Source organism: Clostridium sp. CTA-19, assembly GCF_054767855.1.
Genome location: NZ_BAAABH010000014.1, coordinates 16,246 through 32,942 on the forward strand (window position 1 = coordinate 16,246; position 16,697 = coordinate 32,942).

16 protein-coding genes and 2 riboswitches are annotated in these 16,697 nt (G+C 25.4%); of the genes, 7 read left to right on the top strand and 9 right to left on the bottom strand.

The genetic code is table 11. From position 1 onward, the window contains the following. Positions 1-18 precede the first annotated feature (18 nt). Complete coding sequence (locus ACYUE0_RS09305) at positions 19-927, bottom strand: DMT family transporter (protein ID WP_061994557.1); 909 nt, start codon at positions 925-927, stop codon at positions 19-21. 366 nt (positions 928-1,293) lie between these two features. Here ACYUE0_RS09305 and ACYUE0_RS09310 point away from each other — a divergent pair, with 366 nt between their 5' ends. The 3 genes from ACYUE0_RS09310 to ACYUE0_RS09320 all read left to right on the top strand — a co-directional run bounded on the left by ACYUE0_RS09310 (position 1,294) and on the right by ACYUE0_RS09320 (position 4,619). Further along, positions 1,294-1,743 carry a restriction endonuclease subunit S domain-containing protein gene (locus ACYUE0_RS09310; protein ID WP_061994556.1) on the top strand — a complete coding sequence of 150 codons (450 nt, stop codon included), beginning with the start codon at positions 1,294-1,296 and terminating at the stop codon, positions 1,741-1,743. Positions 1,744-2,075: 332 nt separating this feature from the next. Further along, positions 2,076-2,432 carry an ArsR/SmtB family transcription factor gene (locus ACYUE0_RS09315; protein ID WP_061994555.1) on the top strand — a complete coding sequence of 119 codons (357 nt, stop codon included), beginning with the start codon at positions 2,076-2,078 and terminating at the stop codon, positions 2,430-2,432. Positions 2,433-2,582: 150 nt separating this feature from the next. Continuing rightward, complete coding sequence (locus ACYUE0_RS09320) at positions 2,583-4,619, top strand: methyl-accepting chemotaxis protein (protein WP_460270317.1); 2,037 nt, start codon at positions 2,583-2,585, stop codon at positions 4,617-4,619. A gap of 110 nt (positions 4,620-4,729) precedes the next feature. Here ACYUE0_RS09320 and ACYUE0_RS09325 read toward each other — a convergent pair whose 3' ends face one another. Continuing rightward, positions 4,730-5,440: a FadR/GntR family transcriptional regulator gene (locus ACYUE0_RS09325; RefSeq protein WP_460270318.1), complete on the bottom strand. Its 711-nt coding sequence runs from the start codon at positions 5,438-5,440 to the stop codon at positions 4,730-4,732. A 376-nt stretch (positions 5,441-5,816) separates the two neighbouring features. On the opposite strand from ACYUE0_RS09325, the gene ACYUE0_RS09330 reads away from it, so the two are divergent. Beyond that, positions 5,817-6,773 carry an L-lactate dehydrogenase gene (locus tag ACYUE0_RS09330; RefSeq protein ID WP_460270319.1) on the top strand — a complete coding sequence of 319 codons (957 nt, stop codon included), beginning with the start codon at positions 5,817-5,819 and terminating at the stop codon, positions 6,771-6,773. Between the two features lie 292 nt (positions 6,774-7,065). On the opposite strand, the gene ACYUE0_RS09335 is transcribed toward ACYUE0_RS09330, so the two are convergent. From ACYUE0_RS09335 to hemA, 7 genes are all read right to left on the bottom strand, one after another. Continuing rightward, complete coding sequence (locus ACYUE0_RS09335; RefSeq protein WP_010296496.1) at positions 7,066-7,527, bottom strand: CBS domain-containing protein; 462 nt, start codon at positions 7,525-7,527, stop codon at positions 7,066-7,068. 344 nt (positions 7,528-7,871) lie between these two features. Beyond that, entirely contained in the window at positions 7,872-8,330 is a 459-nt protein-coding gene (locus tag ACYUE0_RS09340; protein ID WP_061994551.1) for a DUF2383 domain-containing protein, read from the bottom strand. A 219-nt stretch (positions 8,331-8,549) separates the two neighbouring features. After that, a complete protein-coding gene (locus tag ACYUE0_RS09345) occupies positions 8,550-9,245 on the bottom strand; it encodes a CbiQ family ECF transporter T component (RefSeq protein WP_061994550.1) in 696 nt (231 codons plus the stop codon). Continuing rightward, on the bottom strand, positions 9,227-9,508 hold the full coding sequence (locus ACYUE0_RS09350; RefSeq protein ID WP_061994549.1) for an energy-coupling factor ABC transporter substrate-binding protein: 282 nt from the start codon (positions 9,506-9,508) through the stop codon (positions 9,227-9,229). Before ACYUE0_RS09350 ends, ACYUE0_RS09345 begins: the two co-directional genes overlap by 19 nt. A 1-nt stretch (position 9,509) precedes the next feature. Beyond that, complete coding sequence (locus tag ACYUE0_RS09355) at positions 9,510-10,229, bottom strand: energy-coupling factor ABC transporter permease (RefSeq protein WP_061994548.1); 720 nt, start codon at positions 10,227-10,229, stop codon at positions 9,510-9,512. A 251-nt stretch (positions 10,230-10,480) separates the two neighbouring features. Continuing rightward, a complete protein-coding gene (hemL, locus tag ACYUE0_RS09360) occupies positions 10,481-11,764 on the bottom strand; it encodes a glutamate-1-semialdehyde 2,1-aminomutase (protein WP_199870748.1) in 1,284 nt (427 codons plus the stop codon). A gap of 34 nt (positions 11,765-11,798) precedes the next feature. After that, positions 11,799-13,022, bottom strand: a complete 1,224-nt coding sequence (gene hemA / locus ACYUE0_RS09365) for a glutamyl-tRNA reductase (protein ID WP_460270320.1) — start codon at positions 13,020-13,022, stop codon at positions 11,799-11,801. A gap of 236 nt (positions 13,023-13,258) precedes the next feature. Then, a riboswitch (cobalamin riboswitch) is annotated at positions 13,259-13,432 on the bottom strand. 242 nt (positions 13,433-13,674) lie between these two features. Here hemA and ACYUE0_RS09370 point away from each other — a divergent pair. The 3 genes from ACYUE0_RS09370 to yfcE all read left to right on the top strand — a co-directional run bounded on the left by ACYUE0_RS09370 (position 13,675) and on the right by yfcE (position 16,107). Beyond that, entirely contained in the window at positions 13,675-14,673 is a 999-nt protein-coding gene (locus ACYUE0_RS09370) for a hypothetical protein (protein ID WP_061994545.1), read from the top strand. A gap of 270 nt (positions 14,674-14,943) precedes the next feature. After that, positions 14,944-15,456 (top strand): GNAT family N-acetyltransferase, encoded by a 513-nt coding sequence (locus tag ACYUE0_RS09375; protein WP_061994544.1) that lies wholly within the window; start codon positions 14,944-14,946, stop codon positions 15,454-15,456. Positions 15,457-15,561: 105 nt separating this feature from the next. Further along, positions 15,562-16,107: a phosphodiesterase gene (gene yfcE / locus ACYUE0_RS09380; RefSeq protein ID WP_460270364.1), complete on the top strand. Its 546-nt coding sequence runs from the start codon at positions 15,562-15,564 to the stop codon at positions 16,105-16,107. A gap of 403 nt (positions 16,108-16,510) precedes the next feature. Then, a riboswitch (cobalamin riboswitch) is annotated at positions 16,511-16,695 on the top strand. The last annotated feature ends 2 nt before the right edge of the window (positions 16,696-16,697 follow it).

Below are 16,697 nucleotides of genomic sequence, written 5' to 3' on the forward strand. Positions count from 1 at the left end.
GATTAATTCTTTATAATACTAGTCTTCTGATAAACTACATTTATTAGTGCTACTTTTTTTAATAAAACTTAATTTAGTTTCAGTAGTTAATATTGACATAAATATAAATATGCATCCTAAAAACATAGTAATAGTAAAATTGTCTTTAAATATTATTATAGATAATAATGAACCAAATACACTTTCCAAAGACAAAATTATTGCTGCATGAGTTGAACTAGTATATTTTTGAGCAATATTTTGAATAATAAAGCATAGCATAGTACTAAAAAATACTAGATATAATATAGATGGTACTAGAGCTTTATTTAAAATATTAGGAGGTGTTTCTAAAAGAAATGCAGCTATAAAAGATAGTATTGCTGCAGTAGCAAATTGTATTATAGTAAGAATAATAGGATCACTCTTTTTAGTGTAAATACCTGTAGTTATTATTTGGCCTGCAAAACCTATACCACAAAGCAAAGTTAGTAAATCACCCATATTAATAGAAGTAGAACTTTGAAGAGTTAAAAGTGCAATTCCTATTAAACATAAAATAGCTCCAATTATAGAATATTTATCAGGTTTATCTTTAAATATAAACCAATTGAAAAATGGGACTAATACAACATAAGTCGCGGTTAAAAAGGCACTTTTACTAGCTGTTGTATAAACAATACCTACAGTTTGGAATGCAAAGCCTAAAAATAAAAAGAACCCAATTATAAATCCCATTTTGAGATCTGATTTTTTTATATTTTTAATATATTTAAAAAATATTATTGCCATCAATATTGTTGATAAGGAAAATCGTACAGCCATTTGATAAAAAGGTGGAATTAATGTTACGGAATCTTTAACGGCTATGAATCCACCACCCCAGATTATTGCAACTAGAAAAAGAGATAAATCAGAAATTAAGCTTTTGTTTTTAATATTTTTCATTTGGTCACATCCTTTTAAAATAGTAATTAGTGTAATGATTCAAATTATATAAAATTTAATTGGTAGTTTTATATAGTGTTCCAAGTTGACTTTTAAAAGTTATTGAATAAACTTAAATGAGAGATTATTTTCCTATAGAATTAAGAAATAAAACATATATAATATAATTATTATATGAAAGTTCAAATTATCCTTTAAAAATTCATTATCTTAAAAGAAAATTTACAAATGCAGTTGAAAAGTAATAGGATTTAAAAAAATAATTATTAAAAATTTATAAAGAATTTTGAAAAACATATTAAATATTTAGGAATACTCTTATATAATATATAGTATAATACAAAATTTTACCTTAGGGGGATTGTAATGGAGATTAATAGTGAAACATGTTATCTTTATCAAATAGCAGAAGTAAGTCCATATAAAAAAAACTTAATAAACAAAAATATTAAAAAGTATAAGCTTGTTAATCCAGATTGTGTGGATTGCAAAATGCAAAAGATAGTTAATAATGGAGAAATTACTAGTGAAGACATTGATGATGATGTAATTATTGCTAATAAAGGAGATATAATAATTTCATTAAAACAAAATTTTAGAGAAAATGAACTTTGTGTTGCGCTAGTAGAAGAAGAAAATATGTTAGTATCACAGGATTTTTTTATAATTACTCCAAAAGAAAAGGAAAATAGTGAAAAAATATTAACATTATTTAGAGATGAATATGTAGTATCTCAAATAAAGCCACTATATACAGGGGATGAATATTTTCATATAAATATTCAAGAAATAAAGAACATACAATTACCTAGATAGGTTATAATTTAATAAATTATATATAATCAATATATAAACTTTATGCTTTGTATATGTTTGTTTTGTTAAGCAAATATAATACAAAGTTTTTTTTGTTTGATAATGAAGAATATTGGAAATAATATTAAATGAATTTTGCAATATAATCTTTATGGTATAATAGATAAAAGGTTAGTTTATATAATAAATTTATTTTAAAAGTTCATTTTGTGATTTAATAGAATAAATACTATAATAAATGAAGATGATTCATAAAAAAGATAGGATTAATATAAATTCAACGATTATATTATGTGTCTAGAGTAAATTATAGGCAAATAGGGAGTGACGATATGGAGAAAAATTTGGAGTTTTGTAAGTGTACACAAGTACATAAGGATATAGTTAAAGATGTAAAAGAAAATATACCATCGGAAGAAATATTAAATAGTTTATCTGAACTTTTTAAAGCTTTTGGGGATATGACACGTATAAAAATAATTTATGTACTATTCCAAAAGGAAATGTGTGTATGTGATATTGCAGAAACACTGCAAATGTCACAATCAGCAATATCACATCAACTAAGGGTTCTTAAGTCTGCTAGACTTGTAAAATTTAGAAAAGATGGAAAAGTAGTTTATTATTCTCTAGACGATGATCACGTTAAATATATATTTGATAAAGCATTATTACATGTTAAGGAATAGAAATGTTAATTAAATAAAAAATAAGGTATTTTTAAATAAATTAAATTTATTTAAAAATACCTTATTTTAATATATATGTAATAAAAAGTATTAAAGAAATTTTTGTTAATTTCGATAACTAATAGAAAGGGTTATTAAGGGGTTGATTTTATGAGAATATCTAAAAAACAAAAGAATAGTATAAATAAATCTAAAAAAGATAAAAGAATAAGGAGATTAAGTCTAAAAACAGGGCTAATTACAATGGTTATATTAACATCTGTAATTCCTATTATAATTTTAGGATGCAATAGTATAATAAACACTTATAAAGATACAAAAAATATTTATATGGAAAGTGCAGCTAATACAACTATGCAAATATCTAAGGAAATAGAAAATTTGAATTTGAAAAATATTGAGCTTATAAATATTTTTTCTGGAGATAAAAACTTAATTGCAACTATAGAAAATAATGAGTTAGATAAAATAAATGATTGTTTTAAAAATATATTGGGAAATAATGAGGATATGTTAACAGTATTTTTTGGTGGTGAAGACGGAAAATATGTAGCCTATCCCAAGCCACCAAGTGGAAATTTTAATCATAAAGAAAGACCTTGGTATATAGAAGCTGAAAAATCTACAGCAGTTATAGTTTCTAAGCCATACGATGATGCGGCTACTAATAGTAAAATAATAACTTTATCTAAAAAGGTTATAGATGAAAAAGGAAAATTTTTAGGGGTTTTAGCTTGTGATATAGAATTAAAAACGTTGTCTGAATTAGTATCTAAGTCTAAGATTGGTAATGAGGGGTTTACCTTAGTAGTTCATGATAGTAATGATGTTATAGCAAGTAGCAAGGAAGAATTTTTAGGAAAGTCTTTAAACGAAGAGCAATGGGCAAAAAATTTAAATGCTGGGGAAAGGGATTTACAACTTTCAGTTAATAACAAAAAATATATGTTAAAGACCCATATAATGCCTGAACTTGGTTATTCAACTTATGGATTTGTATCTATTGATGAAATAAATAATAATTTAATTAAGGCAAGTATAGCTTCTATATTAATTATTATAATAAACTTTATAGTGGCAATAGTAATAATTACTTTATTTGCTAGGTCATTTGAAAAAACTATCAAAAAGGTAAAATCAGTAGTTTTAAAATGTAAAGAAGGGGACTTTAGTAAACGTATAGAAGTGGAAACTATAAAGACAGAAGAATTTTTCCAAATTGGAGATTCTGTGAATCTAATGATAGAAGATATTACAGCTATATTAAAAAAGACTTCAGATATAACAACGTATTTATCTAGTACGGCCTTAAAACTTAATGAGGTTGTAGATACAGCGGATATATCTAACGATGATATTACTACAGCAATCAGACAGGTATCAGAGGGTGCTATTAATCAATCATCTATGCTAGAAGAAGGAGTTAATATATCTTTAGAATTAGGGGAATCTGTGGATTATATATCTAAATGCACAAATGAGATATTTTTACAATGTGATGATGCTGAACGTTCTACTAGTGATGGTAAGAATGCAGTGCAAGAACTTAAAGATATGTATGAAGAAAATAATAAGTCAATAATGAATGTAGTTAAAACTTCAAAAACTTTAGAAGCAAATTCAAAGAAGATAACTATGATTTTAGATACTATAAAAGCAATAACTAGTCAAACCAACTTGTTAGCATTGAATGCTAGTATAGAGGCAGCTAGAGCTGGTGAAGCTGGCAAAGGATTTGCAGTAGTTGCAGATGAAGTAAGAAAACTTGCAGAACAGTCAAGTTTATCCGCTGATGAAATTGAAGAAGTTATAAAATCTAATATAAGTGATATAAATTTAGTAAGTGAAGAAATTAGTTTTTCAAAGGAAATTATATTAAAGACATCTAAAAAAGTTGAAAATACATTTGAAAATTTTGAAAAAATTAATAAATCTATAGATATGTTAAAAGAGAAGATTGAAACAAGCAATAATACAATGGTAAAAGTAAATGGTGCAAAAGATTCATTTATTGATAAACTTCAAGATATATCAGCTGTTTCACAAGAATCAGCGGCGTCTACAGAAGAGGTAAATGCATCTAGTGAAGAACAAAAAAATAGATTAAAAGATGTATTAAAAGCATCTAATAAACTAAAAGAAATATCATGTGAATTGGAAGAAATATTAAATAAATTCAAAATATAATATTTAAAATATATATAAATAAAATAAAGAAATAGCCTCAATTTAGGCTATTTCTTTATTTTAAATTTTATAGTTTAAAATATAAAAAAAGTACTATATATTATAGTACTTTAAGGAATAATTTCTATTTCTTTTTTCATTTGAGTGTTAACATATTGTAAATGATCTAACATAGCTTTTTCAGCAACTACTGGATCATGATTTTTTAATGCTGATAAAATATCTCTATGTTGCTGAATAAGCATATTAATATTTTCTTCTTTTGTTATCACATTTCTTCTTATGTCTTTGATAAAAGCTTCAATTAAAAATGATATAGCATTTAATATACTTAGTATAAGAAAGTTTTTAGAAGCTTGAGCTATCTTATAATGAAAGTCTATATCTACATCTACCAATGTATCTTTTAAATCAGACTTTAGAGATTCATCAAAAAGAAGTTCCATTTCTGCCAATTCTTCATCAGTTATTCTTTCAGCAGCTAATACAACGGATCCTCTTTCAATAATGTTCCTAAGCTCTAATATTTCATCAGAATTACTTTCTTTTAATAAAAATATAGTAGATAAAGGTTTTAACAAGGTATTTTCAAAGCTATTTTTTATAAAGTTTCCTTCCCCTTGTCTTGACTCTATAAGTCCCATAATTTCTAATTCTCTAAGGGCTTCTCTTATGGAAGTTCTACTAACTTGTAGACTTTCTGCCATTTCTCTTTCAGAAGGAAGTTTATCTCCTTTTTTAAAAGTACCTGTAATAATCATCTCTTTGATTTGTTCTATAACTTTTTCATAGACTCTTGTATTTTTTATAGGACTAAACATAATTATTCATCCCTTCAAATATAAAAGAAAAACTTATATGTAAGTTTTTCTTTTTTAATCAAAATTATTATTTTGCCAATAATATAAAAAAATTATATTATTGGCAAAATAATAATTACTTTCACTAAAATTATACACTAAGCTCCAAAATTATGTCAAGTATAGGGAATATGTAAGAATTATGTAGATAAATAAATTTGAGTGTTTTTAAAAACTGTTAATTAATTAACTATTATTGAGATTAATGAAATTATATGGTAATATAATTATAAACTTACTGGTAATACCAATAAACCAATAAACCATTAAGCCACATTTTGATTGTTTACTAGAATTAATTTATATTAATTTTAAATCTTTAGGAGGTAGTTTAAAAATGATAAAAAAAAGAAATTCTACTAAGATATCAATTATAGGGTCAGGTGCAGTGGGGGCAACTACTGCATATTCATTAATGTTATTAGGAGTTGCTACGGAATTAGTATTAGTAGATGTTAACAAAGCAAAAACAGAAGGCGAAGCTATGGATTTATCACATGGAGCAGATTTTGTAAAACCTGTAAATATAATAAGCGGAGAGTATAAAGATACAAAAGACTCAGATATTGTTGTAATTACAGCTGGATCGGCACAAAAGCCAGGTGAAACAAGACTGCAATTGGTAAATAAAAATATTAATATATTTAAATCAATAATTCCAGAGGTAGTAAAATATAATAAAGATGCTATCTTATTAATAGTTTCAAATCCAGTAGATATATTAAGTTATTTAACTTATAAGCTATCTGGATTTCCTAAAGAAAGAGTTATAGGATCAGGTACGGTTTTAGATACATCAAGACTTAAGTACGAAATAGGTAAAAGGTATAATATAGATCCAAGAAATGTGAACACTTATATCATAGGCGAACATGGTGACTCAGAGATAGCTACTTGGAATATAACTAATATTCAAAATATCAAAATTGATGAATATGCCGATAAAGAAAATTTTGAATATAATGATAAATTCAAAGAAGAAGTTTATGAGAATGTTAAAAATGCAGCTTATGAAGTTATTAATAGAAAAGGTGCTACTTTCTATGCTGTGGCTTTAGCAGTAACACGTATTGTAAAAGCTATATTAGGAGATGAAAAGACTATACTACCAGTTTCAACTTTAGTAGAAAACTACTATGGAATTAAAGATGTTTATTTGGGATTACCATGTGTAGTAGGTGGGACAGGTGTTGAAAAAGTATTAAATATGGATTTAAGTGAATTAGAAGCGGATAGTCTAGTTAAATCTGCAGAAACTTTAAAAGAAACTTTAAATAATGCTTCAGGATTATAAAAATAAGTATTAATTAGTTGAAAATTTTCTTAAAAAGTCTAATTATAATTAATTAAAAATTTGATTAATAACAAAGTTTTTTACTATTATTTTCAATTTGGGTTTTGTTATATTAAATTATTAATTTATAACAATAATGAGAGGTAGTCAAATTTTAGATTACCTCTTAACTTATATGGTTCCAAGTTAAATTTGAAGTGTTTGGGAGTATGTCTCAATATTTTAGGTTTTAAGTTTAAAAATTAAAATTACTAAAAAACAGAGAAAATAGCTAGGCTAAAGCCATAGCTATTTAATTATTTGCTACATTTTCTAAAATTTGATAATGTGGCGAAGTTTTATATTTATTTTCGTTAAAAATACGTTCATAACAATAAGATATTATATCACTTCTTTTTATTATACCTATAAAAATGTTTGAATCATCAACTACAGGCACAAAGTTCTGAGATTTTGCTGTTAAAATTAAATTTTCTATATTAGAGTTTATTGAAACAGCTTTATTTTGAACATGTCTAGGAATTTCTTTTATTAAAACCTTTTCGCTATTTTTCAAATTAATATCAGTATCATTTTTTAATTTCCAAAGAATATCCCCTTCAGTTAAGGTGCCAACATATCTGCCTTTTTCATCAACTAAAGGAATTGCAGTATATCTATGATATTCCATTCGCTCCATGGCTCTTCTCATCGAAGCAGTAACTTTTTCATGTACTACTTGACTTTTAGGAGTAAGGAAAAAAGCAATATTCATGTAATCATCCTCCAATTAAGGCATTAAAAATAAATTTATAGTTTTATTTATGCCTAATTTAAATAATTATTTATAAATAAAGATTTTTACTATATTTATAAATAATCATTTAAGTATTAAACTTGTCCTTAAGACAAGTTATGTATTAAAAAATATAATTTTAAAATCTTCCCTATATAATATATTATACCAATTTAAATGGCATTTTTGTTACAAAATAGTTAATTTAAATAGTTAACATAAAATATAGGAACATATGAATAACATATGAAGGAATATTGTATGAAAACCATACAATATTCTTCCATATGTTTTGATTGTATTTATGTAAATGTATAATTAAATTAATAGTTTCCAGTAGATAATGATTTTATAATGTCAAGATGGTTCTTATAGTCTATGAGCATGGAATTGATTTTATTTATAGTATCTTTATCAAGAGAATTACATTCATTAAAATGTTTTTCAGTCATTGTATATCCAATATTACAAGCATTATATACTTCTTCTAAAAGATCTTGTGTTGAATGAATTGTAATTTCGTTTTTAAATTCATTAAATAGTTCAGAAGCTTTACCAATAATGCCAACAGAGTATGAAGGTGTTCCACCAATACTTTGTATTTTATTACTAAACCATTGGGCTTGGGTTTTATAATCATTTTGTATGTTTAAAAAAGCATGTTTTACGTCTAAATTTTCTGCTTTTTTAATATAACTATCAAAGGAATCAATACCCATATATAATCCTTTTAAAAAATCATTTAATTCATTGACAAAATCATTATTATTTCTAGTGTTCATGAAATCACTCCTTAATATAACATATGTAATAAAATTTTTATTATATATGTATATCATTTGCAAAAAATAAAAATCTATGACAATAATACATAAAAAATCATAATTAGATTCAAAATGATAGATAGAAAATTTAATATTATTATGAAAGAATATAAATAAAAAAGCAAAGCTTAAATAAAATCAAAATAATTTATTTAAGTTTTGCTTCCATATATTACATTAGATAAAACATAAAGCCAATAATATGCTATTATACATAAACATCATAAACATAAACTTATAAGATAATTTAGATGTACATTGAGCATAATAATGACGTCCTGAATAACAACGATTGTATAATCCATCTTGGATTTCTGGCCAGCGTTTAAGTGTATTTAAAAATAAAAGTCCTGCTAGTTTAGACATGTTTTTAATTTTACTTTTAAAGCTATGAAAGCCATGTCTACAACTCATTGCATTGTATATATTTGAGGCTTCATCGTTAATTAATAATATGTAAAGTTCCATTGATTTAGCTATATCGCAAATATCTTGTAATGGAGTTATTTTGGATACTAATGAAAGTATATGATCAAGTGGTGTTGTAAGTGTTAAATAAGATATGCACATACCACCAGAAACACCTTTTAAAATAATTACAAGTATGTAATTAAAATTATAGACAAATAACAATGTTATTGAAGATAATAGGGAAAAGGATAATATACCTATATTGAATTTTAAAACTATGTCTTTAGGATTATTAGCTTTTATGTGAAGAATTAAAAAAATAAATATGTTTAATATAAGTGGAAGAGGTTTATGTACAAATCCCAGAATAATCATAGGAAAAATGCATAGGCATAACTTTTCCAAGGGATGCCTATGACTTTCTTTGCTTATTTTTGAATAAGCTATGATTGTTTTGAGCATTGAGTCTTTCTACCTACATAATAGCCAATAAAACCTGCTCCTATAGCTGCTTGTAAACAGAATAATAGTGTTTCTATTTCTCCAGATGGTGGTTCCCAGATATGGCTAAACCAAGGTTCATAATTACCATCAATTTCAGCTATAACTTCTTCCATTTGATCATCTCCACCTACAAATTCACTTGTAGAACCATAATAAGCTAGTGGTGCAATTATAAGAAATGCACTTAAAATTATTAAGATAATAATATTTTTCTTTTTCATCTTATATCATTTCCTCCAATGTATGTAATTCCTCTTTTGAGTGTTTTTCAATAAACTCAAATATTATAACAGTAAATATTCCTTCAACAATAGCAAGTGGAATTTGAGTCACTGCAAATATTGCAAAGAATTTTCCAAATGCAGCTATTACACTTCCGCTGCCAGAATGAGCAAGAGCCATTTGTATAGATGTTATTAAATAAGTTGATAAATCACCTAAAAATGCGGCTAAAAATATAGCAACTTTTTTATTTGAATTTTTAAAAATTTTGTATATAAAGAATGAAACAAATGGTCCTACTATACCCATTGAAAAAACATTAGCTCCTAGAGTTGTTAGTCCACCATGAGCAAGTAAAAGCGCTTGAAATAAAAGAACTAGAGATCCAACAACGCTCATAGCAAATGGTCCAAAAATAAGTGCACCTAAAGCAGTTCCTGTAGCATGTGAGCTACTACCTGAAACAGATGGTAATTTTAGTGCTGATATAACAAAGCAAAAGGCTGCAACTAAAGCTAAAAGCATTTTTAAATCTTTGTTAGTGCTTGTCTTAGTTTTGATTTGTTTTATACCTATAATAACAAAAGGTATACAAAGTACAAAATAAGTAATGCACCAACCAGGGCTTAAAAATCCTTCAGCTATATGCATTGCAGAAGCGGTATATGGTATAAATAAGCATAAAAATAGTGCTAAAAGTAAAGTATGTTTTTTTCTCATAAAAAATCCCTCCATATTTTAATAATAAATTTTATAATATTTTTAATAATAAACTTTTAAAATTAATTTTGTTGATTTGAAAAATTAAAAAAATTTAACTTTAAGATATGATATTAAAAATCATTCTCAAATTATTTTAAGTACAAATATATGTATATAAAAAAAGTAGGGGAACTACGAGGGAATGGACTTTAAGTTAAAAATAACCTAATAGTTCCCTACTAAAAATAAACATTAGTTAAATATTACTTTTAAAATTCAAAATTCTTAAATACATCTAAGAATTTATCAATATGCTCATCCGTATGTTTTACAGATAAGAATAAAGCTTCAAATTGAGATGGAGCAATGTATATTCCATTTTTTAACAAATGAAGATAAAGTTTTGAAAATAATTTAGTATCACAAGTTTTGGCATCATCATAATTAGTTACTTGAGCTATATCAGTAAAGAATATAGTCATCATTGCACCACATCTATTTATTGTCATAGGTATACCTTTCTCTTTTGCAATTTTAAGCATACCATTTTCTAATTTTGATCCTAGTCTTTCAAGATGTGTATAGTATTCAGGATGATTATAAAGTTTTGTTACAGCTGAAAGACCTGCTGCCATAACTACTGGATTTCCAGACATGGTTCCAGCTTGATAAACAGGACCTACTGGTGATAGCTTTTCCATTATCTCTCTTTTCCCACCATAAGCACCACATGGAAGTCCACCACCCATTATTTTTGCATAACAAACTATATCAGGAGTTACATCAAATAATGTTTGTGCACCTTTATATGCAACTCTGAATCCACACATAACTTCATCAAAAATTAAAAGTGCACCATATTCTCTACAAAGACTTTCAAGCTTTTTCATAAACTCATTAGATGCTTTTATGACACCCATATTTCCAGCAACAGGTTCTATAATGACACCAGCTATATCATGTCCATACTTTTTAAAAATTTCTGTTATACTTTCAATGCTATTGTAATTAGCTATTAATGTATTTTTTATACTTTCTTGAGGAACTCCTGCACTTCCAGGTATACCTTCAGTCATAACACCAGAACCGGCACTTACAAGGAACCCATCAAAATGACCGTGGTAACATCCAGCAAATTTTATAATTTTATTTTTTCCAGTATAACCACGTGCTAACTTAACAGCACTCATAGTAGCCTCTGTTCCAGAATTGACCATTCTTATTAAATCTATATTGTCTAGTGTTTCGCATAGATGTTTTGCAAGCTTTAATTCTAAATTAGTTGGTGCACCAAAAGCTATAGATTCACTACAACATGTTTTTATAGAATTAACTATATCTTCATCGTTATGACCAAGAATCATAGGTCCCCAAGCACCAATAAAATCAATATATGTATTTCCATCTTCATCAGTTATTGTTGCACCATTACCACTTTTAATTACTGGAGGGGTAATTCCCATATCTTTTAATGCTCTAACAGGGCTATTTACACCGCCAGGTATGTACTTTTCTGATTCTTTAAAAATTTGATTGCTTTTTTCTAAATTCATAAATAAAACCTCCTTAAGTTATATGCAATGTTTATTAAATATCGCAAAAAATCTTTTCAATAATTGATAATGCTTCTTTGCCTTTACCATTTAAAGTTTCTTCTTTTAAAACTTCAATAGCTCTATTAACGTATGCATTACTAGTGCTTTTGATAAGAGTTTCCACTAACTTATCATTATCTTTTGTAAATTTTTTTTGAGTATATGTTTTAAATCTGGTGCTATATATTATGTTGCTTTTTTTAATCATTTTCATAATATGAGGGGATAGGGATCTAAGCTTAACCCATTCTAAATACTCATACATGTATTTTTTTACTATGTAATAATGTTCTTCCATTAAAGTTTTTCTTAATTTTTTATTTTCAGCATCTATAGTATGAATTTCATCTATATCATAAACAGTTATATTAAGTAAATTATCTATAGAATTACAAACATCTCTAGGTACAGCTAAATCAAAAATTAAAAGATTTTTTATGTCCTCAACATCATTTTTTTCAATTATAAAATTCTTTGACGAAGTGCAACTTATAAGTACATCAATTTTATGTAAATATTTATTTTTATCGTTTACATGAATTATCTCAACTTTATCATTAGAATTTTTAATTAAATCATCATTCTTAACTTTTTCTATGTCCCTACAAGCTATATATAATCTATCAAAATTATTATCATTGACAAGTAAGTTTTTAAAACATAATTTACCTACATCACCAAAGCCTATAATCATAAAGATACGTTTTTGCTTATTTATAGCTTCCTTTATTGCAATAGAAGAAGAAGAAACAGGAATTTTGTAAAGCATAGTTTCTGTTTTAAATTCTTTTCCACATCCAATTGCATTAATAAATAGTCTTTCAAGTGGACCTTTTATAACATTAAGCTCTAAAGATTTAAAATATCCATCTTTAACTTGACCTAATATTTGATCTTCCCCTAATATTTTAGAATGAAATCCACAACATAATTCCATGATATGTCTTACAGCATTTTCCCCTGTAGAAATAAAAGTATATTTTATATCATTAATATCCCAATTTAAAGTTAAGAAGATTTTCTCAACTAATAAATCATTATTACTTTCTTGAGAAGAAAAATATACTTCTGTTCTATTACAAGTAGAAATTATAATAACTTCATCAAGAAAATTTTTAAGGTTTAGTAAGTTACTCTCTAAATCTGAAGAATTAATACTAAATCTACTACGAACATCTAAAGTTACATCTTTATTTAACCCTATTAACCTAACCATGTATAAACCATCTCCTAATTACAAGAACAAAATATTTAAGTTTTAAAATAACAATACTTTAGTATTATATACTTATAAATAAAGTAAATGTGTAAATATATTAATTATTATTATATTGCACTAAAGTTTTATATATTTACCTAAATATAGGCAATAAAAAAACTCACAAAAGTGAGTTTATAATCAAAAAATACATAAATATTTTATATAAACAACACTTTCCTTCCGCCCGAAGGTTTGTGGTTAGATTTACGGCAGGTCTCCTGACTTACGGGTCAATCTCCTTTTACCTTCCCAAAGCAAAGCTTCAGTGGTTAAAATTCGTCTCCGTTACAGTAGCGGGGGCTGTAGTGGGTTTACACCACTTTCCCTATTAAACTATTAAAAGTACCATAAAAAGTATTAAATTTAAAATTGTACAAGCAAATTATAACACAATAAAAACAATTTTGAAAGATTATAATTAAAAAAAATACAAAATTACGACAAATCAAGAAAAAAACATGTATAATTAAAAAATAAAGACTATTAAGATAAATTGTAAAATTAGCTAATTTTACAATTGAATAATATATCATTATAATAATATAGGATTAATTTGATAGTAAAAAGATATAAAATGTTAATATATGTATTAAATAGGAGGATATATATGGATTTTTTTAAGGAAAAGCTAAAAAAGCAATCAAAAACGTCTATTGCTTTAACAATATTATTAATTATTGCAATTATATTTATAGGACAAATCTATTATAATGAGAAGGAATTTATAAAAAACTTTAACGATTTTAAGAAATATTTTACAGAAAGAAATGAAGAAAGTGCACATGGGATTTATATTGATATAAAAAAACAATCTCATAAGGAGAAGGTTGATGTATACATATTAGATCAATTAGATGCATTTAAATATAATTTAGAAAATGATTCTATTGAAAATAGTCATATTGATGATGCCACTAAAGAGTTAAGCTATTTTGAATTTTATTCTGAAAAGTCAGAAAAAGTCAAAGAAGAGTATACTAAAATGCAGTTTTATGTTGAGGACTATAATCATTATAAAAATGGATTGGAAGCTTATGATAAAAAAGACTTTGTAAAAGCAAAAGAGGAGTTTGAAAAAGTAACTTCAAATTATAAACAGTATAATGAAGCTCAAACTATGGCTGAAAAAATGAGTGCCAAATCTAAAGAATGGTCATTAAAGAAATGTAATGAATTATTATCTTTAGGTGATATAGAAAATGCTATAGTTGAACTAGAAAAAGGTTTTTTACTAAATAAAGAGGATTCTGATTTATTAAAGGAAAAAGAAAATATTGAAAAAAATAAAAGTGAGTATTTAAAAAATAGAAAAGAAATCAGTGAGTCTTTAGAAAAAATAAAAAAATTAAATTGGATTAAAGACGAGAAAAATATAATTATAGAAGAAGTGAAATATAAAGAAAAAGATTTTTACAAAATTATAGAAAAAGATGAAAAAAATGAGAATATATGGGAATATGAATTGTATATAGAAAAAGTTCAAATTAATAATGAGAACACAGAAGAAGAAAAAGATGAAGTTATAAAAGAAGTTATCGCTTTACTTATAAAAGATAAAGAAGAAAAAAAATTAGATGATTTTATAAAAGAAAGTGAAACAAAATAATGATTTTTTGAAAAGGGCGAAAGCCCTTTATTTTTTGATATTTAAAATTAAAAAAATTTAAAATATTAGCGTTAAAATGAAAAGTTTGATAATATATAAATAAGTTATAATGTACAAAAGTATAATATTAATTAATATGATGAGTTTTTCATATGTAAAAGAGAAAGTATATTCTTTTATGATGTAGGTTATGTAAATATAATTTGAAAAAGTATATATAAAGTATTTAGATATACATACTTTAAAAAAATAATTAAGGGGGACATTCTTATGGATAAATTTGTAAAAAGAGGCAATTTAGTTTATATAAGAAAGCCTGACTTTGAAGAAATTGATTATATAAAAAAGCTTTGGAGCGATGAAGATACAATGAGAGATGTGGGAGGCGCAATTCATTATAGTGAATATAAATGGGAGAATTGGTACAAAAGAATGGTTGACCCTGGAAACGGAAAGAATTTTTATTGTTTAATATATAATATGGAAAACACACCTATTGGGGAAGTGAGTTTTCATGGATATGATAGAAATACTAAAACTGCTGATTTAAATGTTAAAGTTGAAAATAAATATAGAGGGAATAATTATGGCAATGAGGCAGTTATGCTATTATTAGAATATTATTTTAATAGTTATGGTGGGGAAGTTATTTTTGACACCGTTGCTAATGAAAATGGAATAGAAGCTCTTAAAACATGGAAATTTGAAGTGCTTGAAGAAAAGGGAAAAGAAGTATTATTTAGAATGACAAAAGAAAATTTTAATAAAATGGTGGAGCAATAAAGTAGTAGCTATTATAATAAAGAGGTAATAAACTAAAGAAAGTGAGGTGTTTTGTTTAGTAAATGTAGTTTTATAGTTATAACTAGGGTGCTAAACAAAATGTTTATGAAGTTATTTTTTATATCTGATATTCATGGATCTCTTAAATATTGTAAATTAGCAATTGATGCTTTTATAAAAGAAAATGCTGATTATATAATAATATTAGGAGATGTTTTATACCACGGACCAAGAAATCCATTGCCAGAGGAATACAATCCTAAAGAAGTTGCAAAGCTACTTAATAATTATAGCAATAGAATAATAAGTGTAAGAGGAAATTGTGATGCAGATGTGGATCAAATGTTGCTTAAATATCCCTGTATGATGGATTATAGCACCATTTTATATGATAATAAAAGATTTTTCTTAACCCATGGACATATTTATGATGAAGAAAAACATCCTAATATATGTAATGGTGATGTGTTAGTATATGGACATACCCATGTACCAGTAGCAAAGAAAGAAGATGGTATATATATATTGAATCCAGGTTCAGTAGCATATCCGAAAAAAGATAGTCCTAATAGTTATGGGATTTTAGATAAGGGTATTTTTTATATAAAAAAATTAAATGGAGATATAATAAAAGAACTAAAAATTATATAAATAATTATAATGATAAAGTTGTTTTTAAATGGATTACTTTCTTTTTAAAAACAACTTTTTAAATTGAATTATTTAATTAAATTATAACTTATTTGTAAACTGTATAAAGATTTACTCTATAATATATTTTCAAATTAAAGTTGAGTTTTAATATTATACAACTTTTTTATATTAGAATTTTAAATGCATAAACTAAGAAGTTAATTTTATAGATTATATTTAAAATTGCTAATAATTTCATTGTTGATATATTGAATCTTGATATATTTCTAAAATTAATGAAATATACCAAAGTTCATTAATTTTTGATAAAACTTGACATAGAGTTTGTTTAATTTTATAATCATAATTGAAATAAGTCGAAAATAACTGATAAAAAATTTACAAGTAATTTAATTTAAAAAGAATATAGAACAAGTTAGGTGCTTAGAATAAGTGAAAAGGGAATGTGGTTAAATTCCACAGCAGCCCCCGCTACTGTAATTGATGACAACTCTTTAAAATTGCCACTTTTTTAAAAATAAGAGGGGAAGGCAAAGAGAAGGATGATTCATGAGCCAGGAGACCTGCCTAATTTTAAAAAGCTTTCG

Bases quoted from the DNA above. Each gene is read 5' to 3' on its own strand.
- ACYUE0_RS09375 (WP_061994544.1), top strand. From the start codon at position 14,944: ATGGATAAATTTGTAAAAAGAGGCAATTTAGTTTATATAAGAAAGCCT.
- ACYUE0_RS09335 (WP_010296496.1), bottom strand. From the start codon at position 7,527: ATGAATATTGCTTTTTTCCTTACTCCTAAAAGTCAAGTAGTACATGAA.
- ACYUE0_RS09350 (WP_061994549.1), bottom strand. From the start codon at position 9,508: ATGAAAAAGAAAAATATTATTATCTTAATAATTTTAAGTGCATTTCTT.
- hemL (WP_199870748.1), bottom strand. From the start codon at position 11,764: ATGAATTTAGAAAAAAGCAATCAAATTTTTAAAGAATCAGAAAAGTAC.
- hemA (WP_460270320.1), bottom strand. From the start codon at position 13,022: ATGGTTAGGTTAATAGGGTTAAATAAAGATGTAACTTTAGATGTTCGT.
- yfcE (WP_460270364.1), top strand. From the start codon at position 15,562: ATGAAGTTATTTTTTATATCTGATATTCATGGATCTCTTAAATATTGT.
- ACYUE0_RS09325 (WP_460270318.1), bottom strand. From the start codon at position 5,440: ATGTTTAGTCCTATAAAAAATACAAGAGTCTATGAAAAAGTTATAGAA.
- ACYUE0_RS09330 (WP_460270319.1), top strand. From the start codon at position 5,817: ATGATAAAAAAAAGAAATTCTACTAAGATATCAATTATAGGGTCAGGT.
- ACYUE0_RS09315 (WP_061994555.1), top strand. From the start codon at position 2,076: ATGGAGAAAAATTTGGAGTTTTGTAAGTGTACACAAGTACATAAGGAT.
- ACYUE0_RS09310 (WP_061994556.1), top strand. From the start codon at position 1,294: ATGGAGATTAATAGTGAAACATGTTATCTTTATCAAATAGCAGAAGTA.
- ACYUE0_RS09305 (WP_061994557.1), bottom strand. From the start codon at position 927: ATGAAAAATATTAAAAACAAAAGCTTAATTTCTGATTTATCTCTTTTT.
- ACYUE0_RS09370 (WP_061994545.1), top strand. From the start codon at position 13,675: ATGGATTTTTTTAAGGAAAAGCTAAAAAAGCAATCAAAAACGTCTATT.
- ACYUE0_RS09345 (WP_061994550.1), bottom strand. From the start codon at position 9,245: ATGCTCAAAACAATCATAGCTTATTCAAAAATAAGCAAAGAAAGTCAT.
- ACYUE0_RS09355 (WP_061994548.1), bottom strand. From the start codon at position 10,229: ATGAGAAAAAAACATACTTTACTTTTAGCACTATTTTTATGCTTATTT.
- ACYUE0_RS09340 (WP_061994551.1), bottom strand. From the start codon at position 8,330: ATGAACACTAGAAATAATAATGATTTTGTCAATGAATTAAATGATTTT.
- ACYUE0_RS09320 (WP_460270317.1), top strand. From the start codon at position 2,583: ATGAGAATATCTAAAAAACAAAAGAATAGTATAAATAAATCTAAAAAA.